General features: G+C 66.1%; 22 protein-coding genes. 10 read left to right on the top strand and 12 right to left on the bottom strand.

Translation table 11 applies throughout. From position 1 onward, the window contains the following. Positions 1-12: 12 nt before the first annotated feature. The 7 genes from CGS25_RS00660 to pilG all read right to left on the bottom strand — a co-directional run bounded on the left by CGS25_RS00660 (position 13) and on the right by pilG (position 11,920). Positions 13-1,029: a chemotaxis protein CheB gene (locus CGS25_RS00660; RefSeq protein ID WP_089033933.1), complete on the bottom strand. Its 1,017-nt coding sequence runs from the start codon at positions 1,027-1,029 to the stop codon at positions 13-15. Continuing rightward, a complete protein-coding gene (locus tag CGS25_RS00655) occupies positions 1,029-7,445 on the bottom strand; it encodes an Hpt domain-containing protein (RefSeq protein WP_101674229.1) in 6,417 nt (2,138 codons plus the stop codon). The genes CGS25_RS00660 and CGS25_RS00655 overlap by 1 nt, the downstream gene beginning before the upstream one ends. Positions 7,446-7,465: 20 nt before the next feature. Beyond that, positions 7,466-8,341 (bottom strand): CheR family methyltransferase, encoded by an 876-nt coding sequence (locus CGS25_RS00650; RefSeq protein WP_089033935.1) that lies wholly within the window; start codon positions 8,339-8,341, stop codon positions 7,466-7,468. 32 nt (positions 8,342-8,373) lie between these two features. After that, entirely contained in the window at positions 8,374-10,395 is a 2,022-nt protein-coding gene (locus CGS25_RS00645) for a methyl-accepting chemotaxis protein (RefSeq protein ID WP_101674228.1), read from the bottom strand. 67 nt (positions 10,396-10,462) lie between these two features. Further along, complete coding sequence (locus tag CGS25_RS00640; RefSeq protein ID WP_089033937.1) at positions 10,463-11,014, bottom strand: chemotaxis protein CheW; 552 nt, start codon at positions 11,012-11,014, stop codon at positions 10,463-10,465. A 13-nt stretch (positions 11,015-11,027) separates the two neighbouring features. Next, positions 11,028-11,396: a twitching motility response regulator PilH gene (gene pilH, locus CGS25_RS00635; RefSeq protein WP_089034638.1), complete on the bottom strand. Its 369-nt coding sequence runs from the start codon at positions 11,394-11,396 to the stop codon at positions 11,028-11,030. A 146-nt stretch (positions 11,397-11,542) separates the two neighbouring features. Beyond that, complete coding sequence (gene pilG, locus CGS25_RS00630; protein ID WP_089033938.1) at positions 11,543-11,920, bottom strand: twitching motility response regulator PilG; 378 nt, start codon at positions 11,918-11,920, stop codon at positions 11,543-11,545. Positions 11,921-12,198: 278 nt separating this feature from the next. On the opposite strand from pilG, the gene gshB reads away from it, so the two are divergent. From gshB to CGS25_RS00605, 5 genes are all read left to right on the top strand, one after another. Next, a complete protein-coding gene (gene gshB, locus CGS25_RS00625) occupies positions 12,199-13,149 on the top strand; it encodes a glutathione synthase (protein WP_101674227.1) in 951 nt (316 codons plus the stop codon). A 119-nt stretch (positions 13,150-13,268) separates the two neighbouring features. Beyond that, positions 13,269-14,138 carry an energy transducer TonB gene (locus CGS25_RS00620; protein WP_101674226.1) on the top strand — a complete coding sequence of 290 codons (870 nt, stop codon included), beginning with the start codon at positions 13,269-13,271 and terminating at the stop codon, positions 14,136-14,138. A gap of 67 nt (positions 14,139-14,205) precedes the next feature. Further along, entirely contained in the window at positions 14,206-14,769 is a 564-nt protein-coding gene (locus CGS25_RS00615; RefSeq protein WP_089033941.1) for a YqgE/AlgH family protein, read from the top strand. 56 nt (positions 14,770-14,825) lie between these two features. Continuing rightward, positions 14,826-15,230, top strand: coding sequence for a Holliday junction resolvase RuvX (gene ruvX / locus CGS25_RS00610; RefSeq protein ID WP_101674225.1), 405 nt, complete (start codon positions 14,826-14,828; stop codon positions 15,228-15,230). A gap of 64 nt (positions 15,231-15,294) precedes the next feature. Next, positions 15,295-16,683 (top strand): Fic family protein, encoded by a 1,389-nt coding sequence (locus CGS25_RS00605; RefSeq protein ID WP_101674224.1) that lies wholly within the window; start codon positions 15,295-15,297, stop codon positions 16,681-16,683. A gap of 28 nt (positions 16,684-16,711) precedes the next feature. On the opposite strand, the gene CGS25_RS00600 is transcribed toward CGS25_RS00605, so the two are convergent. Then, positions 16,712-17,284 carry a DUF2780 domain-containing protein gene (locus CGS25_RS00600; RefSeq protein WP_101674223.1) on the bottom strand — a complete coding sequence of 191 codons (573 nt, stop codon included), beginning with the start codon at positions 17,282-17,284 and terminating at the stop codon, positions 16,712-16,714. A 78-nt stretch (positions 17,285-17,362) separates the two neighbouring features. Continuing rightward, on the bottom strand, positions 17,363-17,569 hold the full coding sequence (locus CGS25_RS00595; RefSeq protein WP_089033945.1) for a DUF3565 domain-containing protein: 207 nt from the start codon (positions 17,567-17,569) through the stop codon (positions 17,363-17,365). A 128-nt stretch (positions 17,570-17,697) separates the two neighbouring features. Between CGS25_RS00595 and pyrR the strand changes: the two genes are divergently transcribed. From pyrR to CGS25_RS00580, 3 genes are read left to right on the top strand one after another with little or no spacing between them, the layout of a single operon-like run. Continuing rightward, positions 17,698-18,204 (top strand): bifunctional pyr operon transcriptional regulator/uracil phosphoribosyltransferase PyrR, encoded by a 507-nt coding sequence (gene pyrR / locus CGS25_RS00590; protein ID WP_089033946.1) that lies wholly within the window; start codon positions 17,698-17,700, stop codon positions 18,202-18,204. After that, positions 18,201-19,214: an aspartate carbamoyltransferase catalytic subunit gene (locus CGS25_RS00585; protein WP_101674222.1), complete on the top strand. Its 1,014-nt coding sequence runs from the start codon at positions 18,201-18,203 to the stop codon at positions 19,212-19,214. Before pyrR ends, CGS25_RS00585 begins: the two co-directional genes overlap by 4 nt. Then, positions 19,204-20,487, top strand: coding sequence for a dihydroorotase (locus CGS25_RS00580; RefSeq protein ID WP_089033948.1), 1,284 nt, complete (start codon positions 19,204-19,206; stop codon positions 20,485-20,487). The genes CGS25_RS00585 and CGS25_RS00580 overlap by 11 nt, the downstream gene beginning before the upstream one ends. Before the next feature lie 15 nt (positions 20,488-20,502). On the opposite strand, the gene dsbG is transcribed toward CGS25_RS00580, so the two are convergent. After that, on the bottom strand, positions 20,503-21,063 hold the full coding sequence (gene dsbG, locus CGS25_RS00575; RefSeq protein ID WP_101674221.1) for a thiol:disulfide interchange protein DsbG: 561 nt from the start codon (positions 21,061-21,063) through the stop codon (positions 20,503-20,505). Positions 21,064-21,070: 7 nt separating this feature from the next. Then, on the bottom strand, positions 21,071-21,880 hold the full coding sequence (locus CGS25_RS00570) for a TlpA family protein disulfide reductase (protein ID WP_101674220.1): 810 nt from the start codon (positions 21,878-21,880) through the stop codon (positions 21,071-21,073). Positions 21,881-22,000: 120 nt separating this feature from the next. Between CGS25_RS00570 and CGS25_RS00565 the strand changes: the two genes are divergently transcribed. Together CGS25_RS00565 and CGS25_RS00560 are read left to right on the top strand one after the other, a co-directional pair. Then, a complete protein-coding gene (locus CGS25_RS00565) occupies positions 22,001-22,663 on the top strand; it encodes a response regulator (RefSeq protein WP_089033951.1) in 663 nt (220 codons plus the stop codon). Continuing rightward, positions 22,660-23,985 (top strand): sensor histidine kinase, encoded by a 1,326-nt coding sequence (locus tag CGS25_RS00560; protein ID WP_101674219.1) that lies wholly within the window; start codon positions 22,660-22,662, stop codon positions 23,983-23,985. The genes CGS25_RS00565 and CGS25_RS00560 overlap by 4 nt, the downstream gene beginning before the upstream one ends. Here the strand turns inward: CGS25_RS00560 and CGS25_RS00555 are convergent. Further along, positions 23,951-24,481, bottom strand: a complete 531-nt coding sequence (locus tag CGS25_RS00555) for a DUF4136 domain-containing protein (RefSeq protein ID WP_157933755.1) — start codon at positions 24,479-24,481, stop codon at positions 23,951-23,953. The two genes, CGS25_RS00560 and CGS25_RS00555, sit on opposite strands and share 35 nt — an antisense overlap. Positions 24,482-24,532: the final 51 nt, after the last annotated feature.

Genomic DNA, 24,532 nt, shown 5'->3' with positions numbered 1-24,532 from the left:
TCCTTGCAAGAGTTATCGGGGGGCCGGCACGGCGGCCACTTCCAGGCGGACCTGTTCCACCAATTGACGGGCCAGCTGTTCCGGAGTGCCACTGTAACCGACGCAGCCGGTTTCACGCACGGCATCGGGCTGGCTGCTGACCGCGCAGCTCGACGCCGACTGCGCCCAGATGGCGGTGCCATTGGCGGCCAGCCGGGGAGCCGCGATGGCGCCGTCGTTGCCCATGCCGGAAAACACAATGGCGCCGTGACAGACACCAAAGCCCTCCGCCACATTGCCAAGCAGTTGGTCGATGCTGGGGGCGTAGGGGCCTTCCCAGGGCTGGCCGGTGGCGCGCACCCGGCCGTCGCGGTTGAAACCAATCGCTTGGGTGACCGGGGCGATCAGCAGCCGGCCGTGGCGCAATCGGCTGCCGTCGGTGCCCACTTCGCAGCGCACCCGGCTGTGCCGGCCGAGCACCTGGCGGAGGGTGTCCAGAAAGCCGTCGTCGATGTGCTGGGCGAGCACGAACGCCACCGGCAGGTGCGCGGGCAGGCTGTCGAGAAACAGCTTCACCGCCGCCGGCCCGCCCAGGCTGGCGCCCAACACCCAGACCCGGGTGGCGGCGTCATCGGCAAGCGCCTGGAATTCCCGGGGCGCCGGCAGTGGCGTGGCGGCCGCCGTGGTGCTCACCGTTTCCAGTTTTTCCTGCTGCGCCGGGCGGCCGATGTAATCCACCAGTTTGCTCAACAGGCGGCGTTCCCAGCGCGGGTAATGGGGCGCGGTGCGTGCCGGCGCCTGGCCGTCGCAAAACAGTAAAGGCGCCACCGCCTGCTCCAGCAGGTGATCGAGAAAACGTTGCCAACGGTCCTCGCGGGACAGATCCACCACCCACAGATCCAGAGCGTTGTCACCCAGCCAGCGTGGTTCCAGGCTGTCCGGGTCGGTGCACACCACCACCTGGTAACCCTGGCCCTTGATGGCGGCGGCGAGCAAATGCCCTTGCAGGGGGTCGTCGGCGATCACGCCCACCCGGCCGGGCGCGGCCATCAGTGGCCGGCCTCGTGGGTCTCGCCAAGCAATTCACGCAGGGTGGCGAGCAATTCGCTTTCCTGGAACGGTTTGCCCATGTAGCAGTTAACGCCGATGTCGAAGGCGCGGTCACGGTGCTTTTCGCCGGTGCGCGAGGTGATCATGATGATCGGCACCGCCTTCAGGCGTTCGTCGTGGCGCACATGGGTGGCCACTTCGAAACCGTCCATGCGGGGCATTTCGATGTCCAGCAACAGCGCGTCCGGAGTGTGTTCCTCCAGGGCGGCGATGGCGTCGATGCCGTCCTTGGCGGTGAGCACTTCGAAGCCGCTGCGCTCGAGCAGCCGGCTGGTCACCTTGCGCACCGTCACCGAGTCGTCCACCACCATCACCACCGGCGCGGTGCGCTCGTTGTCCCGTGGTTCCGGCGCGCTCAGCGCCGGCAGGTCGTCGCGGTCGGGCGCGGAACGCTGCACATGCGCCGCGCGAATCAACGAATGGATGTCGAGAATAATCACCACCGCGCCGTCGCCGAGAATGGTGGCGCCACTGATGCCGGCGACGCTGGCCAGTTGCGGGCCCACCGACTTCACCACCACCTCGCGGGAGCCGATCAGGCTGTCCACCACCAGCGCCACGCTGTGATCGGCGCTGCGGATCAACAGCACCGGCAGCGGCTGGGTCTGGTTTTCCAGGTGCGGGCGCGCCACGTCGTGGACGAAGCGGCCCAAATAGCTCAGCTCGTAGCGTTGTCCGGCGTAGCGGTAATCGCCGGGTTGCTCGCCGTCGAAATGCTCGGCCAGTTCAAATGGGCTGGCGCGCACGATGCCCTCGATCTGGTTCAACGGGATCGCGTAGCTGTCTTCACCGACCTTCACCATCAGTGCCCGGTTCATCGCCAGGGTGAACGGCAACCGGATCATGAAACGGGTGCCGTGGCCGGGCCGCGACTCGATCATCACCGAGCCGCCCAGTTGCTTGATTTCACTGGCGACCACATCCATGCCCACGCCGCGACCGGAAAGTTGGGTGACCTGGCTGGCGGTGGAGAAGCCGGCGTGGAAAATGAACTGCTGCACTTCCTGATCGGAAATGTCCGCGTCGCCGGCCAGCAGCCCGCGCTCGATCGCCTTGTGACGCACCGCCGCGATGTCAATGCCACCGCCGTCGTCGGCCAGGGTGATCACCACTTCGCCGCCCTCACGGGTCAGTTCCAGGCTGATCCGGCCGTCGCCGTCCTTGCCGGCGCCCTGGCGTGCCTGGGGGCTCTCAATGCCGTGGTCAACGGCGTTGCGCAGCATGTGTTCCAGCGGCGCCACCACCCGCTCCATCAGCGTGCGGTCCAGTTCGCCGTCCGGGTTGATCACGTCGAAACTGACGCGCTTGCCCACTTCGCCGGACACCTGGCGCACGATGCGCCGCAGCCGGGGCACCAGCCGCGAGAACGGCACCATGCGGGTTCGCATCAGCTTTTCCTGCAGCTCGGTGTTGATGCGTTGTTGCTGCAGCAGCAGGGTTTCCGTGTCGCGGGTGCGATCCAGCAGGGTGTTTTTCAGATCGAGAAGGTCCGAGGCCGATTCCGAAAGCTGTTTGGTGATCTGGTGCAGCTCGGAGTACTGGTCCATTTCCAGGGGGTCGAAGCGGTCGTCGAACACGCCGCGGTCCACGCCCTGTTGGTAGTTGGAAAGAATCTGCGCTTCGGTTTCCACGTCCAGCCGGCGCAACTGCTCGTACAAGCGCGTGACGGTGGCGCTCATCTCGGCCACGTTGAAACCAAACTCGCTGATGCTTTGTTCCACCCGGCTGCGGTTGATGGAGGTTTCGCCGGCCAGATTGACCAGGGCTTCGAGCACGTCCGCGCCGACCCGCACCATCTCCTGGGGTTGCGCCTGGTGGTTGGCGCGACGTTCGTCGCGCGGCGCCGGTTGCGGCTGGTCCGCGACCACCGGAGTAAGCGCCGGCGCCGGCTGCGCGGCGACCGCGCGGCGCAGCGCGGCAAGGGTTTCGTTAAGGCCGTCCAGGGCGGCGAACAGGCTTTGAAATTCCTGGTCGTCCGGGGCGCGCCGCTCGCTTTCCAGCTCGGTGAGCAGGGTCTCGAAGCGGTGGCTCTGGTCGCCCAGCCGCTCCAGCCCGGAAAGCCGGGCGCCGCCTTTCAGGGTGTGCAGGGCGCGCATCAGATCGTCGCTGTAGGCGCGGCTGTCGGGCTGGTCGCGCCAGCCCACCAGGCAGGTGTCGATCACCTCGGTGAGTTCGTCGGATTCCTCCAGAAAGACATCCAGGATTTCCGGGTCCAATTCGTCGGGAAGCGCGGTGGTCTGGCCGTCGGCCGGCGCGGCGTCGGCCGGCGCGCCGTCGTCACCCGGTTGTGGGTCGCCGCTTTCAGCGCTGACGGGCGAAGGCCCGGGGGCGGGATTGTTGGCCGGCTCGGTGGCCATTTTGGGGGCCGGTTCGGGAGCCGGTTCGGAACCGGGTCGCGGAGCCACGCTGATCGCCGGCGCGAAGGCGGCCGGGTCACGCAGGTACTGATGCACGCTGGCGATCAGGTCCTCGGCGCCGCTTGGCTCGTCGCCCGCTTCCACCGCCTCGACCATCTCCGCCAGGCGGTCGTGGCAACGATGCAGCAGATCGTTCAACGTTGGCGCCACCGCCACCCGGTTCAGGCCGAGCGCTTCATAGAGGGTCTCAAGCTCATGGCCGAGGTCCCCGAGCGCGGTGATCTCGGCCATCCGGGCGCCGCCTTTCAGCGTGTGCAGGTCGCGTTGCAACGACTGCAATTCCAGGCTGTTGTCCGGTTCCGCCATCCATTGGTCGAGGCTGGCACCGGCGGATTCCAGGATGTCGTGGGCTTCTTCCAGGAAGATCGCCACCAGCTCTGGATCACGCTCGTGGCTGGCGTCGCCGGCGCTGTCCCGGCGCAGCACTTCGATCACCTCCGGCGCGGGCGCCGGCGCATGGCCCTCACGCAGGGTGTCGAGCATGTCGGCGAGCCGATCGTGGCCGCGATGCAAAGCGTCGAATCGGGACGGGGCCGGATGGGGCTGATCCGGGGCGGCGGCCAGCTCGTAGCGGTTTTCCAGCTCATGGGCGAGCCCCGCCACCGCGGTGACGCCGGCCATGCGGGCGCCGCTCTTGAGCGTGTGCAGGGCACGCTGCAGGGCGCCGAGGCTGCCGCTTTCGCCGTGCTCCCAGGCGCTCAGGTGTTCACTGGCGGAGAGCATCAGCTCTTCCGCCTCTTCCAGGAACAGCGCGACCAGGGCCGGGTCCAGGTCGCCGGGGCCATCGCTGGCGCCGCTGTTGGCCGGCGCGGCCGGCGTTTCCGCCAGATCGCGCAGCGCGTCCACCAGGCCCAGTTCGGCGCGCACGGTCTGGCCGGCGGCCAGGCAGTCCATCATGTTCATCAGCGCTTCATGGCCTTCGCGCACCAGTTCCAGCAACTGGTCGCTAAAGCGCAGACGATCCTGGTTGACCGCCGAATAGCAGCTTGCCAGGGCCATCGCCAGGCCATGAATTTCATCCAGCCGCGCGGTGCGGGCGCTGCCGCCGAGCAGCTCCAGCTCGTCGCGCAGGCGCGCCAACTCCACCGTGTGGCTGGGTTGGGCGGCCCATTGTTCCAGCAGGTTGTCGGCATCGATGATCAGGTCCATGCCTTCGGACAGGAACACCGAAAGAATGTGCGGGTCGGCGCCCTCCTGATGCTGACCGAGCGCGGCCCGCTCGGCGTGCAGCCGTTCAATCAGCGCCGCCGCGCCGGGCAGGTCGGTGAGCGCACCCTGGTCCAGGGTGTTCAGCCCCTCGTCGAGCTGCGCCACGGTGTCGCGGATCAGAGCCACGGTGGCGCGGTTGGCGCGGGCGCCGCCATTGATCAGTTCCTTGACCAGCCGTTCGGCCGGTTCGGCGAGTTCCGCCAGCGGCTCGATCTCGGCCATGCGGGCACTGCCCTTGAGCGTGTGCAAGGCGCGGTGCACCTGATCATCGACCCGGTGTTCGGCGAGGTCGGTGTCCAGGCCATCGAGCCACTCGGTGACCAGGCTAAGATTGTGGCGCGCCTCGCTGCGGAAAATGTCCAGCAGCACCGGGTCGATGCCCTCGGCGCCGGGGTGGGGGGCGTCGCCGTCGCCGTGGCCCACCACCGCTGGAATTTCAAACTCCAGGTGATCCAGATCGGCGAGCGGATCATGTTCGGTCGGGCCGCGTTCGGTCGGGCCGCGCTCGGTCGACTCCGCCGGTGTGGCTGGCTCGCCCACCCGGGGAATGTCCGCCAGCGCTTCGCCGCGCGCCAGGGTGTCGGCGGCGTCACTCAGTGGCGTCACGTCCCAGGGCGGCGGCTGACGTTGGGCGAACGCGGTGACCAGGGCGGGCACCAACCCGTGCACCGCGCGCACCAGCTCGATCAGTTGAGAGCCGGGCTCGATACTGCGATCGATCACCCGGTTCATCATGTTTTCCACCGCCCAGGCCAGTTCCGCCACGGTGGTGGCGCCGACCATGCGCCCGGAGCCCTTGAGGGTGTGGAAGGCGCGCCGGAATTCGATCAGAGCGGTTTCGTCACTGGTGTTGCCGGCCCAGCGCGGAAAGAACTGATCCAGGGCGCCGAGTACCTCGCCGGCCTCTTCGACGAAGATGTCGATGATCTCCGCGTCGATAAGATCGTCGTCCTCTTCGGCGGCGACCTCCGCCGGCGGGAGGGCTTCCGGTGGCGCGGCGGCGGCGGCGTTGTGATCGGCGGGCGCCGCCAAGGCGTCGTTGTGCTCGTCGTGGATCGGATAACCCAGGCTGGCGACGCTGGCGTGGGCCAGCTCAAGCACGTCATCGCGGGTGCGCGGGTCATCGCTGAGCCGCTCTAAATAGTATTCCACCGAGGTGATCGCATCGGCGAGCGTGTCCAGGCTGCGCCAATCCGGTTGCTCGCCGGGTTCCAGCAGGCGCTCTTCGATGTAGCGCACGCATTGGCTCAGCACGCGCGCGGGTTTGTCCAGTTGCACCACCTCCAGGCCGCCGCGCACGGTGGTCAGGCGCGCCGGCACCGGCCGCAGGTGTTCCCGGTTCCAGTGCGAGGCGATGAATTCGACGATGCCGTCCTTGGCCTCTTCCAGACCGGCGCGGCATTCGCGCAGCACCGCGTCCATGGCCTGGCCGACATGGCTGGGCAGGTCGGCGCCATGGGCCGGGGCCGGCCGGCGCGCGTCGCCGCCGATGCCAGCCAGGGTGGCTTCCACGTAAAGCAGCGCGCCGGCCACGTCCATCAGCACATCGCGTTGGGCCGGCCGGCGCCCGGAAACCATCTCTTCGATCACCGTGATCTGTTCGTCCACCAGGGTGCGCGGCTGGCCCAGGCCAAGCATGGCGACGGTGTCGGAGACCTGTTTCAGCAGGCCGATTTGCGGCGCCAGGCTGTCGGTGTGGGCGAGCGGATCGTGGACGAACTGTTCCAGGGCGTCCTTGATCTTGGTGATCTCCTCGGAGAGCGCGCCCACCACCGAACTCATGGCGAGCGCGTCCGGGCCGCTCATGCGTTCCCGTTCGGCGTTGATCAGATCGTCCGAGGGCAGCGCTTCGTCGAGCCGGAAGCGGCCACGCACTTCGGCGATGCGCGGGCTGCTGTGTTCGGCTTTGGCGATGTAATAGAGCAGGTTCTTGATCAGCTCCGCCGGGGCCGGCCGGTCGAGGCTGTCGGCGCCGTCGGCGGCCAGTTCGCGCAGCGCGCGGTCGACCTGGCCGAGCATCTGTTTCACCGATGAACCCAGGGTGATGCTGTCGTGTTGCAGGCCTTCCACCAGAGCGTCGGCGACCCGCCACAGCGGCGCCCGCGCGGCGTCTCCGGTGATCTGCTCCAGCTTGGCGAACACCTTGCGCATGTACGCCAGATCGCGGGGCATGTCCTCGCCGCGCACCAGCCCCACCAGCGCCAGTTGAAACATCTGCCGGATCTTGCGGGTGAGCTGGTCGAAGCGTGGGTCGGTGCGCACCGGTTCGGGCACCTGGCCGCTGCCCCGGGCGTGTTGCATGTCGGGCTTGAACAGCGCGGTTTCCGACAGCAGCGCCTCGCCGCGGGCGGCGCGCAAATCGTTGAGCAGGGGCAGCAACACCACCGGCAGATCCCGGCGGCTGCTGGCGACGCGATCCAGATAGGGCGGCAATTGCAGAATCGCGCGCATCAGCGTTTCCTGAGCGTCGGCGACGTTGCCGACCCGGCCTTCCAGCAGTGCCCGGGAGAGCTTCTCCATTTCTTCGGCGAGCAAGGCGGCGCCATAGAATTCGACCATCTGGAGGGTCCCATAGACCTGATGCAGATGGGTCTGGCAGAAGCGCATGCGCGTGGAATCCTCCGGATTCTCCACGTAGGCTTCCAGGGCCGCGCGGGCCTGGTTCAGCGTCTCCTGAATCTCCCCGCGAACCCAGTCGAGTGCCAGATAGTCATGACGGTCGCTGCTCATAAAGTCTCCCCGGACTTTTGTTATACCCGGCGGCGGAACGCCAGGGTGTCGGGAAACGATACCCGCTCCAGTTCCGGGTGGTGCCAGTCGGTCACCTCCCCCGGGCCCAGCACCAATAACCCCCCGGGTGCCAGACGGTCCGCCAGCCGCGTCACGATTTGACGCTTACGCCAGCGGCGAAAGTAGATCAGCATGTTCTGGCAGAAAATCAGATCCATGTCGTCCATCGGCGCCTGGTCCAGATTGAGCACGTTCAGGTGCGCGAAACAGACCCGCTCACGCAACACCGCATTGACCTGCAGAGTATGAGCGTCGGTGGGCTGAAAATAGGCCTCGCGCAGCAGCGGATCGACCTGCTCCACGCGGCGCCGGCCAAACAACCCGCGGCGCGCTTTGGACAGGGTCGGCAGGCTGATGTCGGTGCCGGTGATGCCGTAAAACAGCTGTTTGTCGCTTTCGGCGAAACGCTCATGGATCAGCATGGCCAGCGAATAGGCTTCCTCGCCGGTGGAGCAGCCAACGCTCCAGACATTCAATGATGTGCCGGCGGCGCGCTCACGGGCGAACTGGGACACGTAATCCTCGACCAGCGCGAACGAACCCGGATGGCGGAAGAAACTGGTTTCCTGCACGGTGAGCCGGTCCACCAGGATCGACCACTCCATGGCGCGCGCTTCGGTGGCCCCCACCACCAACTGCTGATAATAGGTGTCGTAATCCTCCAGCCCCAGTTCGCGCATGCGGATGTTGAGGCTGGTCTCCAGGAACGGCTTGCGCTCAGGCGCCAGCGTCATGCCGGTGCGCTCCTCGAGCAACGCCTGCCACAACTGAAATTGCTCGGCGTTCATCGAAGGGGTGTTCTTGATCGACCAGCGATCTGTCACGGCGAAACCCATGGCGTCATCCCCGGCGTCGGCTCAACGCCGGCTCAGGAGGGTTCCGGCAGGCGGAAGCCGGCCACCGAGTTGCGCATTTCCTGGGCCATTTCCGCCAGATCGCCAATGGATCGGGCGGTGGCGGTGGTGCCCGCGGAGGTCTGCGAGGTAATTTCCTGAATCACGTTCATGGTGTTGGAAATGTGGCCCGCGGACGCCGCCTGCTGGCGCGCCGCGTTGGAAATGTTCTGGATCAGGTCCGCCAGGTTTTTCGATACGTTTTCGATTTCTTCCAGCGCCACACCGGCGTCCTGGGCCAGGCGCGCCCCTTTCACCACCTCGGCGGTGGTGGCTTCCATGGAAATCACCGCCTCGTTGGTGTCGGTCTGAATCGTCTTCACCAGCGTTTCGATCTGCTTGGTGGCGGCGGCGGAGCGTTCCGCCAGGCGTTGCACTTCATCGGCCACCACCGCGAAGCCACGGCCCGCTTCCCCGGCCATGGACGCCTGGATGGCGGCGTTCAAAGCGAGAATGTTGGTCTGGTCGGCGATGTCGTTAATCAGGCTCACGATGTCGCCAATCTCCTGGGAGGATTCACCCAGGCGTTTGATCCGCTTGGAGGTTTCCTGAATCTGCTCGCGGATGGTGTCCATGCCGTGGATGGTGGCCTGCACCACTTCCGCGCCCTTGTTGGCGATCGCCACTGCTTTTTCCGCCACCGCGGCGGACTCGGCGGCGTTGGCGGATACCTGGTCAATCGACACCGCCATTTCGTTCACCGCCGCCGAGGCGCCGGCGATCTCCTGGGCCTGGTGCTCGGAGGCCTCCGCCAGGTGCATGGCCGTGGACTGGGTTTCCTGGGCGGCCGAGGCCACCTGCACGGCGGAGTGGTTGATCGTTTGCACCAGGCTGCGCAGCTGGTCGATGGAATAGTTGATGGAGTCGGCGATGGCGCCGGTGAAGTCCTCGGTCACCGTCGCTTCCACGGTCAAGTCACCGTCCGCCAGATCGCCGAGCTCGTCGAGCAGACGCAGAATCGCCGCCTGGTTACGCTGGTTCTCGCTTTCCAGCTCGTCCTTGCGGCGCGCCGCTTCGCGGTTGCCTTGCAGCATGATCAGGAAGAACAGCAACACCGCGATGATCGAGCACACCGCGCCCAGCCACAATGACGGAAACAGCCCGGTGGTGTTGAGCTCGAACTGTTCGTTGAGGTTGGAAGACTCCTGCAGAAGATCCTGGGAGGTGGTGAAAATGCCGTCGGCGGCGTTGCGAACCTGGAACAGTTCCGGCGCGGTTTCGAGAATCGCGCCGACCGATTGGTTGATGAATTCATCGGACAGCTTGGCGACCCGGTTCAGGTATTTGCGCGCTTCCACGTCGGTGACCTGATTGATGCCCATGGCGGCGTCGCCATTGAGCATGCCCTGCACCACCCGGCTGAACTCGGTGGCGTCGCGACCGAAGTTGTCGGCGGCGATCACCGCGTTGTCATCGCCCTCCAGTACTCGCGAGATGGAGCGCAGCATGCGCTCCGCCAGCCATGACTGGCGCTGGGCAAAGGCGACCTGCTCGGCGGCGGCCTGGTTGTCCACCAGAATTTCCACCACCGCTTTGTATTCGGATTGCAGCTGGGGAATCGCCTGCGCCAGGGAGTCGGCGACCTCGTTCAGCTTAAGCACGGTGGCCTGGCCGGTGACGATGGTATCGGTGTTCTCGCGCACCTGGTTCCAGAGTTTCTGCAGGCGCTGCTTCACCGCCGGCTGGCTGACCGGCTCTTCCTTGACCACATCCCAGGCGCCTTGGAAATCCGACCGGGAGCGCTCCAGCAACTTGAACGCGGCGGCGTTACCGGACGCCGACTCCAGGGCGTTCTTGGCGATCTGCTGGGAGACCACGCGCATCTCCGAGGTCCGGGTAATGTTTTCCTGGGCCTGGTTGGCGCGCGTCGCCGCGAGCAGAAAGTTGACCAAAGCCAGCGCCACGAAAATGGCCAGCCCGATGTATAAGGCGATGTTGAGCGGATTGCTGCCCGCGCGCCCCCGCCCACGCAACAGCTTTCCCGGAATGAACTTCATAGTCTGGCTCCTGGCCTTGTTTTGGCCCTTTTCTTATTTCCCCTGCGTCCCCCGCGCGACCAAGCCCTCAGCCGGTGCGGGCCGCCTGCATAAAGCGCGGGTCCTGCGCCAGCCTGGCAAGGCTGAACACGGACCAGTATTCCCCGTCCCTCTGGTAACCGCCGCTCAGGTAGGGGCCGACATCCGGCTCCTCCCCGGCGGTGGGTGTGGCGACATGGTCGTCCGCCGGGAAGTGCTGCATGCCAAGCACTTCATCGACGATCACGCCGGTGTAAAGATCGTCCCGATCCAGCACCAGCAGCCGCCGCCGTTTCTCTTGCAAGTCCGATGCCTTGCCAAGAAAACGGCTTAAATCCATTACCGTCATCAGGCGGCCGCGCACATTGGCGACCCCCTTCATCCACCCCAGCACCCCCGGTATGCGCGTATAGGCGGGCACCGACAGAATTTCCGCCACCTCGTCCAGCGGCGCCACGAAGCGCCGGCCCTCCAGCGTGAAACCGACGCCGCTCCAATAGTGGACGGCGTCTTCGCGCATCGGCAGGTCGGCGGCGCGGGCCCGGCAGCGCGCCAGATAATCCGCCAGTTTGATAAAGGCGGCGGAGGCGGTGACGCTCATCGGCTTCGGGCTCTCACTGGCCGGCGAGCTGGCGCTCGACGGTCTTTAGCAATACGTCTTCGTCCACCGGCTTGGTCAGGTAGTCGCGGGCACCCTGGCGCTTACCCCACACCCGGTCGGTTTCCTGGTCCTTGGTGGTGACGATGACAATGGGAATGTGCGCGGTGTCCGCCCCCTTGGTGAGCTGGCGGGTGGCCTGGAAGCCATTCAAACCCGGCATCACCACGTCCATCAGCACCAGATCCGGCAATTCGGAGCGGGCCATCGCCACGCCGTCGGCGCCATTGGCGGCCTCCAGCACGTGGTGCCCATGCTTTTCCAGAATCTCCCGCAGCTTATAGGTCTCGGTGGGAGAATCATCGACAATAAGAATGCGTGCCATCTTTTCCTCTTCAGGTTTGAGCACCGCGGCGAGAGCAAGCCCGTGGCCGCGCGCCGGCAAGCCGTGCGCCGCCATTGCCCGCGTTCCAGACATCGGGCTCCGCGCGTGGCCGGGCCACCCGGGCGCCGGCCGTTGGTTCACGTCCGCTACATATACTGGCGGATCGCGCCGAGCAGTTCGTCCTTGGAAAACGGTTTGGTCAGATACTCGTCGGAGCCTACGATGCGCCCCTTGGCTTTGTCGAACAGTCCATCCTTGGAGGAGAGCATGATCACCGGGGTTCCCTTGAACGCGCTGTTGTTCTTGATCAGCGCGCAGGTCTGATAGCCATCCAGCCTTGGCATCATGATGTCCACGAAGATTATGCTCGGCTTGCTATCAGCGATCTTGGCCAGCGCATCGAACCCATCGGTGGCGGTGATCACCTCACAACCCGCTTTTTTCAACAAGGTTTCCGCGGTGCGACGAATGGTCTTGGAATCGTCGATCACCATCACCTTGAGATCTTGGAAGTTGTCAGTCATGGAGAACTGCCTTTAGCCGTGAACCGTTACAGGCCGCAAAGTATTGTAATTATGAGCCTTTTTTATATTGCGATAGGCGGGGCCGGGAACAGCCCGCCGAGCGCTCTGAGGGGCGCCGTGCCGTTGCTCCGTTGGGTGGATCAGCCCAAGCCGGGGTTTTAACATAGATTCTACAATCAATCCATAAGGCCCTGTGAGAGTTGAGAAAACGGTCCCGTAGCGGGCACTTAAGAGCGCTGTTAACATGGCCCGTCATCCCTGTTTCCGGTGGAGTGAAGATGAGCCTTAACGTTGGCGTGGTTATGGACCCCATCGACCATATCAAGCCCTGGAAAGACACCACCCTGGGCATGCTGCTGGAAGCGCAGCGCCGTGGCTGGAGCCTCCACTACATGGAGCCCGCCGACCTGTTCATGCGTGAAGGCCGGGTCTCGGGCATGACCCGCGACCTGAGCGTCGCCGACGACAACCAGAACTGGTTCACCCTGGGCGAGGCCGCGCCCCGCGACCTGGCCAGCCTGGACATGATCCTGATGCGCCAGGACCCGCCCTTCAATGCGCAATACGTCTATGCCACCTACCTGCTGGAAAAGGTCGAGCGCGAAGGCGTGATGGTGGTGAACCGGCCGGCCAGCGTGCGTGACAGTAACGAGAAGCTGTTCGCCACCGACTTCCCCCAATGCTGCGTGCCGACCCTGGTGTCCGGTCGCGGCGATCTGCTCAGAGCGTTTGTAGAGGAAGTCGGTGACGCTGTGATGAAGCCCCTGGACGGCATGGGCGGCTCCAATATTTTCCGCATCGAGCCGGGCAGCTCGAACCTCAGCGTGATCATCGAAGTGCTCACCGAGCACGGCAAAACGCCGATCATGGCGCAGCGCTACATTCCGGACATTACCGCCGGGGACAAACGCATTCTGATGATCAACGGTGAGCCGGTGCCCTACGCCCTGGCCCGGGTGCCGAAAAAGGGTGAGTTGCGGGGTAACCTGGCCGCCGGCGGCACCGGTGAGGGCCGCGAACTCACCGACCGTGATCGCTGGATCTGCGAACAGGTGGGCCCGACGTTGCGCGAGCGCGGTTTGTATTTTGTCGGGTTGGATGTGATTGGTGATTATCTCACCGAGATCAACGTCACCAGCCCCACCTGCATGCGCGAACTGGACCAGATCTACGGGCTTAACATCGCCGGCCAATTGTTCGATACCCTGCTTTCGCTGCGTCAGCAATAGCGGAGTCGGCATGCCAAAATGCGCGGCGGGTCGTGGCGGCCCGCCGGCGAACGGCGGACAATGGCGCCGTTTCGTGGGATTCATTCTGGGGCGACCGGCCCAAGAGCCGGAATAGGATCATGGCTGCACCGCAGGTTACCAGTGCCGACCGGCTCGGTTTTACGTTGTTTCTGGCGCTCGCCGTGCATGGCGTCCTGCTGTTTGGCGTCGGTTTCATGCCGGAGCCGCGCCGCGCCGCGCCGCACACCCTGGAAGTGACCCTGGCCGCGCATCGCTCTGAACAACGGCCCGATCAGGCGGATTTCATTGCCCAGGCCAACCAGCAGGGTGCCGGCGACCAGGACAAAAAGCGCGAACTCACCACCCCGGAACAGGCCCTGTTCAGCGACCCGGACACCCGCCGGGTTCAGCTTGAAGAGCCCACCAGTCGTGCCCCCCAGCCGGTTACCCGGCAGAAGATCATCGTCACCCGCGCGGCCAGCGAGCGCGCCACCGCCAGCCAGCAAAAAGACAAGCGTGAGCCGGACCCGCGCCGGCACGCCGATCACGACAGCATCGATCAGCTCAGCCGCGAGATCGCCAGCCTGCAGGCGCGTCTCGATGAGCAGAAGCAGGCCTATGCCAAGCGCCCCCGGGTGCGGCGGCTGACATCGGTGTCCGCCAAGGCCCATTACGAAGCGCTGTATATCGACAGCTTCCGTCGCCGGGTGGAGGCCGCTGGCACCCGGCATTTCCCGCCCCGGGCGCTGACCAGCAACACCTTCGGGGCGGTGCGTCTGATGGTGGCGCTGAACCGCCAGGGCAAGATCAACGAGATCCGCCTTCTGCAGTCCTCCGGCCACGATTTCCTGGATCAGGCGGCGATTCAAAGCGTGCGTCTGGCGGCGCCGTTTGAACCGTTCGACACGGAAATGCGCGAGCACATGGATGTGCTGGAAATCATCCGCACCTGGAAGTTCGACGCCAACCGCCGCGTTTCATCGCGCTGATCAGGCGCCGCCCGGGCCCGGCCGCGTGCGGCTTGCCCTGCCCGCGCCGGAGCCGGATACTGTCGCCATGGACCAAGCGCAACTGAAACATCAACTGCTGATTGCCATGCCGCAGATGGACGACCCCGACTTCGAGCACACCGTGACCTATCTGGTGGAGCACGGCGAGGAGGGCGCCATGGGGCTGACGCTGAACCGTCCGGTGGCGCTGTCGATCAACGACATTCTCGCCGACATGGAAATCAACGTGGAGGTGCCGCCCTCCGAGCACCACCAGGTGGTGGCCGGCGGCCCGATCCAGCAAGATTCCGGCTTCGTGCTGCACCGCGCCACCGCGCGCCGCTGGGATTCCAGCATCGCCCTGGCGGACGGCCTGTGCCTGACCACCTCCCGGGACATCCTGGAAGCGATTGCCCTGGGCGAGGGCCCGGCCGCCACCCTGGTGTGCCTGGGCTACGCGGGCTGGGATCAGGGTCAGTTGGAACGGGAGCTGGCGGACAACGTCTGGCTCAGCGTCCCCTCCACCCCGGAGCTGGTGCTGGAGACGCCCTTTGGCCAGCGCTGGCGCAGTGCCGCCGCCGGCCTCGGCGTCGACATGAGCCTGATCGCCACCCAGGTCGGCCACGGCTGAGCCGCGCCGCCACCGTTCCCCTCTCCCCCTCAATTCGCCGGATAGCCCGCACCGTGATGATTCTCGCCTTCGACTACGGCACCAAAAAAATCGGTGTCGCCAGCGGCAACGACCTGCTCGGCACCGCCACGCCGTTGCCCGCCCTGCCCTGCAAGGACACCCAACCGGATTGGGACCGCATCGACGCGCTGCTGCGTGAATGGCGGCCCGATTGCCTGGTGGTGGGGCTGCCACTCAACATGGACGGCACCGAAAGCCCGTCCAGTGAGCGGGCCCGTAAATTCGCCCGGCGGCTGCACGGCCGCTTCGGCGCCCGTGTCTGGATGGTCGATGAGCGGCTCTCCACCCGCGAGGCTCGCGAGCGCACCGGCACCCGCGGCCCGGACCCGAAAGTGGATTCGATGGCGGCGGCGGTGATCGCCGAGGGCTATTTGAACGGCGCCGAGCCGCTGGCGCCTTGAGTTTTCTTGACGGCGAGTCACTGCCGGCGTATTTATAACTCAATTTACGAAAATTGAGTTGAAGATGGCAGAAATAAGCCAACCCCCTGACCTAAAACGAATTTTAGAAGAAAAGCAGCCTGCTGTATTGGCTGAAATAGAGCGCCATGGCGCCGTCGACGCAAAAGGGCGCTATCTGCATTGGCACGATTTGCGCCGGCGTCTGCCCGCCTCCCACGATAAAGAGGTGGTGTGGGCGGCGATCAAACTGGCGCGCCGTAATCTGCTGAAACCGCTGTCGTTGAGTACCGCCGGGGGGCAGCCGTTCCAGTTTTGCGTCACCGATATGGCGGAGAGCGTGCTGCACCAGATTGACCGGCTTTGCGCACCTGCCTTGCAGGGCGCCGAGGCCGGCCTTTCCAGCCCGGGCGAGCGTGAGCAGTATCTGGTCGAGACCTTGATGATGGAGGAGGCGATCTCCAGCGCCCAGCTTGAGGGCGCGGCGACCACCCGCAAGGTGGCCCGGGAAATGCTGGTGCGTGAGCGGCGTCCGCGTAACGAAGATGAGCGGATGATTTTCAATAATTATCAGCTGATGCGGGAGGTCAGGCGGGCCCGGGACGAGCCGTTGTCACTGGACCTCATTTTTCGCTTTCATGAATTGGCCACGGCGAGCACGGATCGTGTCGGTGTGATCCCCGGTGAGCCGCGTCAGGGCGACGATGTGGTGGTGGTGGACCGTGACGGGGACGTGGTGCACCAGCCGCCGGACGCTGAGCGGATTCCCGCCCGGCTCGACGCGCTCTGCGGGTTCGCCAATTATAACCACGACGGTCGTGACGGGCGCACGTTCATCCATCCCGCCGCAAAGGCTGTGATTCTGCACTTCATGCTGGGCTACGAGCACCCGTTCGTGGATGGCAACGGGCGAACGGCCCGGGCGCTGTTTTATTGGTACATGCTGAAAGCCGGGTATTGGACCTTCGAGTACATTTCCATCAGTTCTTTGTTAAAGACGGCGCCGATTCAGTATGGCCAGGCTTACCTGTTCACCGAAACCGACGACGCGGACCTGACCTATTTCATTGTTTACCAGCTCGGCGTTGTCCGCCGCGCGATTGATGATTTTCTTGAGTATGTGAAGGTCAAGCACAAGGAGTACCTGGAGCTGCTGGCGTGGCTGGCCGACATGGGATTGGGGAGTCAACTCAACTACCGCCAGGGCTCGCTGCTCAGACAAGCGTTAAAAAAACCGGGCAGCAGCTTTACCGCGAAACAATTAAAGAATCTGTTCGATGTTTCCGAGAACACCGCCCGGGCGGACCTGCGCAGACTGGAAAAATTGCAGGTGCTGGCGCCCTATCGGGTGGGGAAAACCGTGGAATACGTCGCTCGGGCCGACGCCGCTGAGCGGTTGCGCGCCGGCTTTAACGGGGCGAACCGGCGCAGGGCAACGAAAGTCAGACGCCGGTGAGCGCGGCCGCGCTCACCGGAAACCGGATTCAGGCCGCCGGTGCCCACAGGCTTTGCAGGCTGCCGAGCAGATTGCCGGCGACGCCCTCGCTGCCCATGAACTTGAGAATCACCGGGGCGAACTGGCCGATCATGTCCGGGCTCATGCCCAGGGCGCTGAACGCGCTCTGCACACCCTTCAGGCTTTGCACGTTGCCCAGGATCGAGCTGGCCAGGCCGCCACCGCTGCTTTCGCCGCTGCCGAGCAGGCCGGTGAGGCCGGATACCTGGTCGGTGATGCCGCTGAACTGATTGCCGGACAGGTTCGACTTGGCCATCGACAACAGCGCCGCGGTGCCACCGGCGGCCTGGGTCTTGGTGACGCCGAGCTGGTCGGTGAGCTGGCTGACCAGAGAGGCGGTATCGCCGGCCACCTTGAACTGGCCGCTGGCCTGATCAATGGAAGACTGTGCCTTGCCGGTGGCGCTGTTGGCTCTGTCGGAGGCATCGCTGACCGCCTTGTTGGCGGAGTCGGTCAGGCCTTTCAGATCGAAGGCGTGGGCGGGGCCGATGAAAGCAACACACAGTGCCGTGGCGGTGAGGGCTTTGGAGAACATGGACATCCTGGTTCCTTCCTTGACGTTGATGGGCTGTAAAACGCGGATTGTAAACCAAAACGCACCGTGCTTGGGTGCGTGCCGTCACGGCGACGGATGGCGCCCGGGTGGCTCGCAATGCGGGCAGTTCAAGGGCTGGCCCAGCATGCCCGCGCGCCCCGCAGCGGTGCGTGTCCAGGGGCGCTCGCTCCAGGGCGGGCGATCACGCACATGCTGGGTGTGGCCGCAGGCCAGCTCCGCGACCCAGTCGCCGTCGGCGTCACGGTGAAACCCGGTAATCGGTTGTTGCACGCCTTCCTCCTGTGTCGAGCGGTTGCGTCGCTGGCACAGGGTAAACGAGACCGGCCGTTCTGACAGTGGCGTAGCGGCCGCCCGCTTCTGCTACTCTTAGCGGCCTGACCTGTTTGAGGAGAGGCCCGTTGCGTTGGAGTGAAGAACAGATTGAAACCCGGCTCGGGGAGATCGCCGACGCGCTGGCGGCGCTGCCGGGCGAGCCGCCTTGCCTGGTGGGCATTCAATCCGGCGGCGCCTGGGTGGCGGCGGCGCTGAACGAGCGCCTGGCGCAGCCGTTGCCGATCGGTTCGCTGGACGTGAACTTCTACCGCGATGACTTTGATACCCGCGGCCTGAAGCGTTCGGTCAAGCCTTCCGATCTGCCCTTCGAGGTGGACGGCGCGCACATCGTACTGGTGGACGACGTGCTAATGACCGGCCGCACCATACGCGCGGCCATGAACGAGCTGTTCGATTACGGCCGCCCGGCGTCGATCCGGCTGGTGGTGCTGTTCGACATCGGCCATCGGGAATTGCCAATTCGTCCCGATATTTGCGGGGAAACTTTGGCATTGCCGCCCCATCAGCGGGTAGAATTACGCGGACCCGCGCCCCTGGTCGCGGAGGTTAGAACCATAAGGCCCGACGAATGACACTAGCGCCGCCGCCCTCCTCCCGCGTGCAGCTCACAGAAGACGGAAAGCTGCGCCACTTCCTTTCCGTCGAACACCTTTCCCGTTCCCTGCTCGAAGAAATTCTCGACACCGCCGCCAGCTTCGTGGACGTGGGTGACCGCGCCATCAAGAAAGTGCCGCTGCTGCGCGGCAAGACGGTGGTCAATTTGTTCTTCGAATCGAGCACGCGCACGCGCAGCACCTTCGAGCTGGCGGCCAAGCGGCTCAGCGCCGACGTGCTCAATCTGGACATCGCCAAGTCCGCCACCAGCAAGGGCGAGACCCTGCTGGACACCCTGCGCAACCTGGAGGCGATGGCCGCCGACATGTTCGTGGTGCGCCACCAGGATTCCGGCGCGCCGTTCTTTATCGCCGAGCAGGTCACGCCCCGGGTGGCGGTGATCAACGCCGGCGACGGCCGCCACGCCCACCCCACCCAGGCGATGCTGGACATGTACACGATCCGCCATTACAAGGGCGGCTTCGCCGGCCTCAAGGTGGCGGTGGTGGGCGACATCCTGCACTCGCGGGTGGCCCGCTCCCAGGCGCACGCGCTCAATATTCTGGGCGCCGAGGAAGTCCGCTTTATCGGCCCCAAAACCCTGCTGCCCCGCGATGTGGAAGCGCTCGGTGTGACCGTGTTCACCGACATGATCCAGGGCCTCAAGGACGTCGACGTGGTGATCATGTTGCGCCTGCAGAAAGAGCGCATGGACTCCGCCCTGCTGCCCAGCGAGGGCGAATTTTACCGTCTCTACGGCCTCAACAACGACAAGCTGCGCCACGCCCGGCCGGACGCCATCGTGATGCACCCGGGGCCGATCAACCGGGGCGTGGAAATCGCCTCGGAAGTGGCCGACGGACCGCGCTCGGTGATTCTTAACCAGGTGACCTTTGGCATCGCGGTGCGCATGGCGGTGATGTCGATGGCGATCAGCGGCCAGGAGAGCGCCCACGGGCAGCCCCAAGGAGACCTCGATGGCCGGTAAAGCCCATCTTCTGATTCGCAAGGGCCGGGTCATCGACCCCGCCTCCGGCCGCGACGAGATCGCCGATCTGTTGATCGATGAAGGCCGTCTGGTGCGCATCGGCGCCAGCCTGGATGCGCCCGGCGCCGAGATCATCGAGGCCGAGGGCCACTGGGTGCTGCCCGGCCTGGTGGACGCCTGCGTGCATTTGTCGCTGCCGGGCAGCGGCCGCACTGGCGACATCGCATCGGAAAGCCGCGCCGCCGCCGCCGGCGGCATTACCCATCTGGCGGCCCAGCCGGATTGCGGGCCGGTGGACAGTGCCGCGGTGGTGCGCCTGATTCGCGAACAGGCCGGCCACGCCGGCTTCGCGCGGGTGCTGCCGATTGCCGCCATGACTCAGGGGCTGCAAGGCACCCAACTGGCGGAGATGTTCACGCTGGCGCGCGCCGGCTGCATCGCCGTCGGCCAGGCCGGCGCCAAAGTGGCCGATGCTCTGATTCTCAAGCGCTGCCTGGAGTACGCCGCGACCTTTGATTTGCCGGTGATGTTCCGCCCCCAGGACGCCGCCCTGGCCGCCGGCGGTTGCGCCCACGACGGGCCGGTGGCGGCGCGGCTGGGCCTGCCGGGCATCCCGGCGGTGGCCGAGTCGGTGGACCTGGCCCGCGATCTGCTGCTGGTGGAAGCCACCGGCGTGCGCGCCCACTTCCAGCAGATCTCCAGCCGTGAATCCCTGCATCTGCTGCGCGAGGCACGCCGCCGTGGTTTGCCGGTAAGCGCCGATGTCAGCATTCATCATCTGTTGCTCGATGAAGACGCCCTGGAAGGCTTCAACAGCCACTGTCATGTGATTCCGCCGCTGCGCGGCAGCGCCGACCGGCAAGCGCTGCTGGCGGCGGTGGCGGACGGCACCATCGACGCGATCTGCTCCCAGCATCAGCCGGTGGGCTCGTCCAGCAAGGCGGCGCCGTTTCCCGCCACCCGGCCCGGCATTTCCGGGCTGGATACGCTGCTGCCGTTGGTGCTTAAACTGGTCAGCGACGGCGATCTGCCCCTGGCCCGGGCGCTCGATGCGGTCACCGCCGCGCCAGCGCGTTGCCTGGGGATTCAGGCCGGGCAACTGGAAACCGGTCGCCCAGCCAGCCTCTGCGTGCTCGACGCCGGCGCCACCCGCGCCATGGCCAGCCACTGGCTTTCCGCCGGTCGTAACTCCCCCTGGCTGGACGCCACTTTGCCGGGCATCGTTAAGCTCACCCTCTGCCATGGCCGGTTAAGCTGGCGTGGCGGCGACTGAGCCCGGCGGTAACGCTCACTCCACCTGGAACACATAGCGGCGCAGGGCGTCGTCACTGAGCACCCCGGGCGCCACTTGCAGCTTGCCGTCCGGGTCCAGAAACAGCGTCGCGGGTGTCCCCTTCAAGCCCAACCGCATCATCAGAATGGTGTTGCCCTGAATCTGGTTTTCCAGCTCGGCGGGAACGGTTTTCAACGGCGCCGGGCCGGCGCCTTGCTGGCCGTAATGGCGCTCGGCCTGTGCGAAGGTGGCGGCCGGATCATCGGCGGCCAGTACCGCGGCGGCTTTGGGCAGGCTGGTGGGCCGCAGCAGGGCGATCAGAATATGCCGCACCTGGGTGGCATTGTCCTCGCGCTGCAGATACGGCTGCATGGCCTGCCATTGGCGCGCGCAGTAAGGGCAGTTCATATCGGTGAACGTGTACACCACCCGCTCCGGCTGATCCGCGCCCTCCGCCACCCAGGCGGCGTTCTCGAGAAGCGCCAGCACCCGGTCCTGATTGGCGGCGGCGAAGGCCGGCCAGGGCAGCGCCATCAAGGCCGCCACCAGTAAGGCGTTGAAATACGGTTTAAGCATGTCCTGTCTACTCCTTGAGGTGGGGTTGCAAAAAGTGCTGAAGGCCGGCTGCGGACAGTGGCCCGATGTGGTGATCGATGACCTCGCCCGCGCCGTTGAGCAGCACCGTGGTGGGCAAGGCGCCGCTGCCCCAGGCCCGGGCCAGATCGCCGTGGGGGTCCAGGTAAACGCCGTTTAACTCAAGATCGGCATCGCTCAGGTAAGCGGCCATGGTGGCCGCGTCTTCACCCTGGTTGGCGAACAGAAAGCGCACCCGGGGATAGTGATGCTGCCCGGCTTCCAGCACCGGCATCTCGCGGCGGCACGGCGGACACCAGGTGGCCCAGAGATTGACCAGCGTCACGCCCGGGCCACGGGCCTGGTGCAGGCTGACATCGCCGCCGTCGGGGCGATAAAGCGTCACGTCCGGAGCGGGGGTGCCGGCGGGGTTGAGCAACACCACCACCGCCGCCACCGGCACCGCGGCCAAGGCACCGTAGAGGCTGGCGTGCAGGGCCTCGCCCACCGCCGCGCGCCGCCATGCGGCCAGCGCCATACCCGCCGCCAGCCCGGCCAGGGCGCCGGGCCACCAGAGGCCGCCGTCACGCAGGTCGAACATCGCCAGCACGCTGGTGAACTGGTCCTGATAGCGCAGCACGAACGCCGCCCGCGCGCCGATCAGCGCCGCCGCCGCCAGCCAGATAATCAGGGGCTCGGCATCGCCCGGGTGGCCGCGCCGCTTGCGGCGCGCGGCGACCAGGGTGGCGACCATCACCGCCACCAGCCACGGCAATGGCGCCAGCGGAATGGCCAACGGGCCCAGGGATACGGTCGTCATGGGGCCTCTCCAGGTTAAGATTGGGGGTGAGCATCCGGCGCCACTATTAACGCCGGGTTAATCACCGCCGGATTACTCTGTGGCCGATTATCCGAACGATCACGCGACGAAGATTTCCCCATGCATGTGTTGTTGGTTGAAGACGATGCCCTGCTCGGCGATGGCGTTCAGGTGGGCCTGGAAGCGCACGGCTTCACGGTCGCCTGGGTGGAGAGCGCCGCCGCCGCCACGGCGGCGTTGTTGAGCGTGCATTTCGACGCGGTGGTGCTGGATCTGGGCTTGCCGGATGAAGACGGCGTGACGTTGTTGCGCCGCTGGCGGCGCCAGGGCCGCTCGGAATCGGTGCTGGTGCTGACCGCCCGCGATGGCGTCGACCACCGCGTGCTCGGGCTCAACGCCGGCGCCGACGATTATCTGATCAAACCCTTTGACCTCAGTGAACTGGCGGCCCGCTTGCACGCCCTGCTGCGGCGTGCCCAGGGGCGAACCTCGCCGCTGATCGAGTACGGCGAGTTGCGCTTCGATCCGGCGCGTCAGGAACTGTGGCGCGGCGAGCGTCTGGTGCCGTTGCCGCGTCGGGAGCGGGCGCTGCTGCTGGCGTTGTTGCAAAGCCGGGGGCGGGTGTTGACCGCCGATGAACTGGCCGACCGTGTCTACGGCTGGACCGGCGGGGTGGAAAGCAACGCCCTGGCGGTGCACATCCACAGCCTGCGCCGCAAGCTCGGTGACCGGCTGATCGAAACCGTGCGTGGCGAAGGTTACCGGCTGGGCAGCCCGCCATGATCGGCCCGGCACGTCTGCGTGGCCGTTTGCTGGTGGGCATCGGGCTGAGCCTGTCGCTGCTGTGGCTGTTGCTGGCGTTGTGGCTGCATGGCGAGGTGAAGAGCCGGCTGGCCACGGTGCTCGATGAGCGGCTGGCGGCCTCCGCCAAGATGGTGGTGTCGCTGGTGGACGAGCAGGCCGCGCGTGGCGGCATCCAGTTGAAGGATCGTGGCGGCATGCCACTGGGCGGCATCGCCTGCGAGGTGAGCGGCCTGCGTGGTGAGATTCTGGCCCGTTCCGCCGGCGCCCCGCGCGGGCGCCTGGCGACCGCCACGGACGGCTTTGCCGAGCGCCAGGTGGGCGGCGAGCAATGGCGGGTTTACACCATTACCCAGGGCGCGCTGAAAGTGGCGTCGGCGGAGCGTATGCGCGGCCGTACGGATTTCATGCGCCAGGTGGCACTGGTGTTGCTGATCAGCCTGGCCGCCGGCCTGCTCGCCAGCCTGGCGCTGGTGTGGTGGGCGGTGGGCCGGGCGCTGCAACCGCTGGCCGGGCTGCGCCGGCAGATCGCCGAGCGCGGTCTGGACGATGACACACCGCTGAGCGGACCCCGTGGCGCGGCGGAACTGATGCCGATGGTGGCGACCCTGAACGGCTGGTTGGCGCGGGTGCGCGAAGCGTTGTCCCGCGAGCGCCGCCTGACCGACGATCTGGCCCATGAACTGCGCACGCCGCTGGCGGCGATCCGCACCCAGCTTCAGGTGGCCGGCCTCACCGAAGGAGAAAAATCCGAGCGCGCCCGGGTTGCCGCCGAGCAGGCGGCGCTGCGCCTGGGGCGCAGCCTGGATCAACTGCTGGCACTGGCACGGGAAGACGGCGCGCCGGTCAGCGGCACGCCCTGCCCGCCGCTGTCGGAGCTGGTGGCGGGGGTGCTGGCGGAGCTGGCTGGCGTGATCAACGATCACGGCCTGCGGGTGAGCGCGCGCGGCGGTGACGATCTGCTGCCGGCGGCGCCGGAGGGGCTGGTGCGCATCGCGGTGCGCAATGTGCTCGAGAATGCGGTGCGGCACAGCCCCGCCGGGGCGGCGCTGACGCTGCGCTGCGAACCGCTGGGCAAGGACGGCTGCGCGGTGGTGGTGGAAGATCATGGCCCCGGGTTGACCCCTGGACAGCGCCAGCGGGCGCTGGATCGGGGCTGGCGCGGCCGGGGTGGCGGTCAGGGGCTGGGGCTGGCGATTGTCGCCACCATCATGGCGCGCACCGGCGGCCGGGTCGAGCTGGGTGACACCGCCGGCGGCGGGCTGACGGTTACTTTGCGCTGGCCCCGGGCGGGTAGCGTTTGAACATTTCCGTGACCATGGCGTTGATGCGTTCCAGCCGGTGCTGGCTGTTCATTTCCAGATAGAGGGTATCGCGGCTGGTGGCCTGCCAGACCACTTCCTTGCTACCCGGCTCCACCAGTGCCAGTTGCAGGCGATATTCCTTCTCGGTCTCGCCCTCCACCGGGGTGCTGGTGCTCAGGCCATAGTTGTTGCGCCAGAAGCCCAGCCCGAATGAGAAGGTATTGCCGCTGAAGCGCTCCACCGGCGTGAACTGGTAGCGCAGCAGCAGATCCGCCTGATCCTTGTCCGCCGCTTTGAGCGGCCCGTTGGCGAGGGTTTCCTTCACCGCCTGCTGCACCCGCTGGCCGTCCAGGCTGAGCATTTCGCTGTCGCCGGAGGGCGGGTCGATGGCGTAGGTCTGGTAACGGCTGTAGTCGGTGCCGGCACGATGGTCAACCACCACCGGGCTGACACAGCCACTCATGAGCAGTACCAACATCAGGGCGAACGCACGCATGGTCTCTCTCCGTTGGTGATCATTCACCACGCCAGTATAGGTCGCCGCCGC

The sequence above is a fragment of the Alloalcanivorax mobilis genome (assembly GCF_002864685.1).
GTDB lineage: Bacteria > Pseudomonadota > Gammaproteobacteria > Pseudomonadales > Alcanivoracaceae > Alloalcanivorax > Alloalcanivorax mobilis.
This window is presented reverse-complemented; position numbering and strand designations above follow the sequence as displayed.

Coding starts and splice junctions, on each gene's coding strand:
- CGS25_RS00660 (WP_089033933.1), bottom strand. CDS start 1,029: ATGGCCGCGCCCGGCCGGGTGGGCGTGATCGCCGACGACCCCCTGCAA.
- CGS25_RS00655 (WP_101674229.1), bottom strand. CDS start 7,445: ATGAGCAGCGACCGTCATGACTATCTGGCACTCGACTGGGTTCGCGGG.
- CGS25_RS00650 (WP_089033935.1), bottom strand. CDS start 8,341: ATGGGTTTCGCCGTGACAGATCGCTGGTCGATCAAGAACACCCCTTCG.
- CGS25_RS00645 (WP_101674228.1), bottom strand. CDS start 10,395: ATGAAGTTCATTCCGGGAAAGCTGTTGCGTGGGCGGGGGCGCGCGGGC.
- CGS25_RS00640 (WP_089033937.1), bottom strand. CDS start 11,014: ATGAGCGTCACCGCCTCCGCCGCCTTTATCAAACTGGCGGATTATCTG.
- pilH (WP_089034638.1), bottom strand. CDS start 11,396: ATGGCACGCATTCTTATTGTCGATGATTCTCCCACCGAGACCTATAAG.
- pilG (WP_089033938.1), bottom strand. CDS start 11,920: ATGACTGACAACTTCCAAGATCTCAAGGTGATGGTGATCGACGATTCC.
- gshB (WP_101674227.1), top strand. CDS start 12,199: ATGAGCCTTAACGTTGGCGTGGTTATGGACCCCATCGACCATATCAAG.
- CGS25_RS00620 (WP_101674226.1), top strand. CDS start 13,269: ATGGCTGCACCGCAGGTTACCAGTGCCGACCGGCTCGGTTTTACGTTG.
- CGS25_RS00615 (WP_089033941.1), top strand. CDS start 14,206: ATGGACCAAGCGCAACTGAAACATCAACTGCTGATTGCCATGCCGCAG.
- ruvX (WP_101674225.1), top strand. CDS start 14,826: ATGATTCTCGCCTTCGACTACGGCACCAAAAAAATCGGTGTCGCCAGC.
- CGS25_RS00605 (WP_101674224.1), top strand. CDS start 15,295: ATGGCAGAAATAAGCCAACCCCCTGACCTAAAACGAATTTTAGAAGAA.
- CGS25_RS00600 (WP_101674223.1), bottom strand. CDS start 17,284: ATGTCCATGTTCTCCAAAGCCCTCACCGCCACGGCACTGTGTGTTGCT.
- CGS25_RS00585 (WP_101674222.1), top strand. CDS start 18,201: ATGACACTAGCGCCGCCGCCCTCCTCCCGCGTGCAGCTCACAGAAGAC.
- CGS25_RS00580 (WP_089033948.1), top strand. CDS start 19,204: ATGGCCGGTAAAGCCCATCTTCTGATTCGCAAGGGCCGGGTCATCGAC.
- dsbG (WP_101674221.1), bottom strand. CDS start 21,063: ATGCTTAAACCGTATTTCAACGCCTTACTGGTGGCGGCCTTGATGGCG.
- CGS25_RS00570 (WP_101674220.1), bottom strand. CDS start 21,880: ATGACGACCGTATCCCTGGGCCCGTTGGCCATTCCGCTGGCGCCATTG.
- CGS25_RS00565 (WP_089033951.1), top strand. CDS start 22,001: ATGCATGTGTTGTTGGTTGAAGACGATGCCCTGCTCGGCGATGGCGTT.
- CGS25_RS00560 (WP_101674219.1), top strand. CDS start 22,660: ATGATCGGCCCGGCACGTCTGCGTGGCCGTTTGCTGGTGGGCATCGGG.
- CGS25_RS00555 (WP_157933755.1), bottom strand. CDS start 24,481: ATGCGTGCGTTCGCCCTGATGTTGGTACTGCTCATGAGTGGCTGTGTC.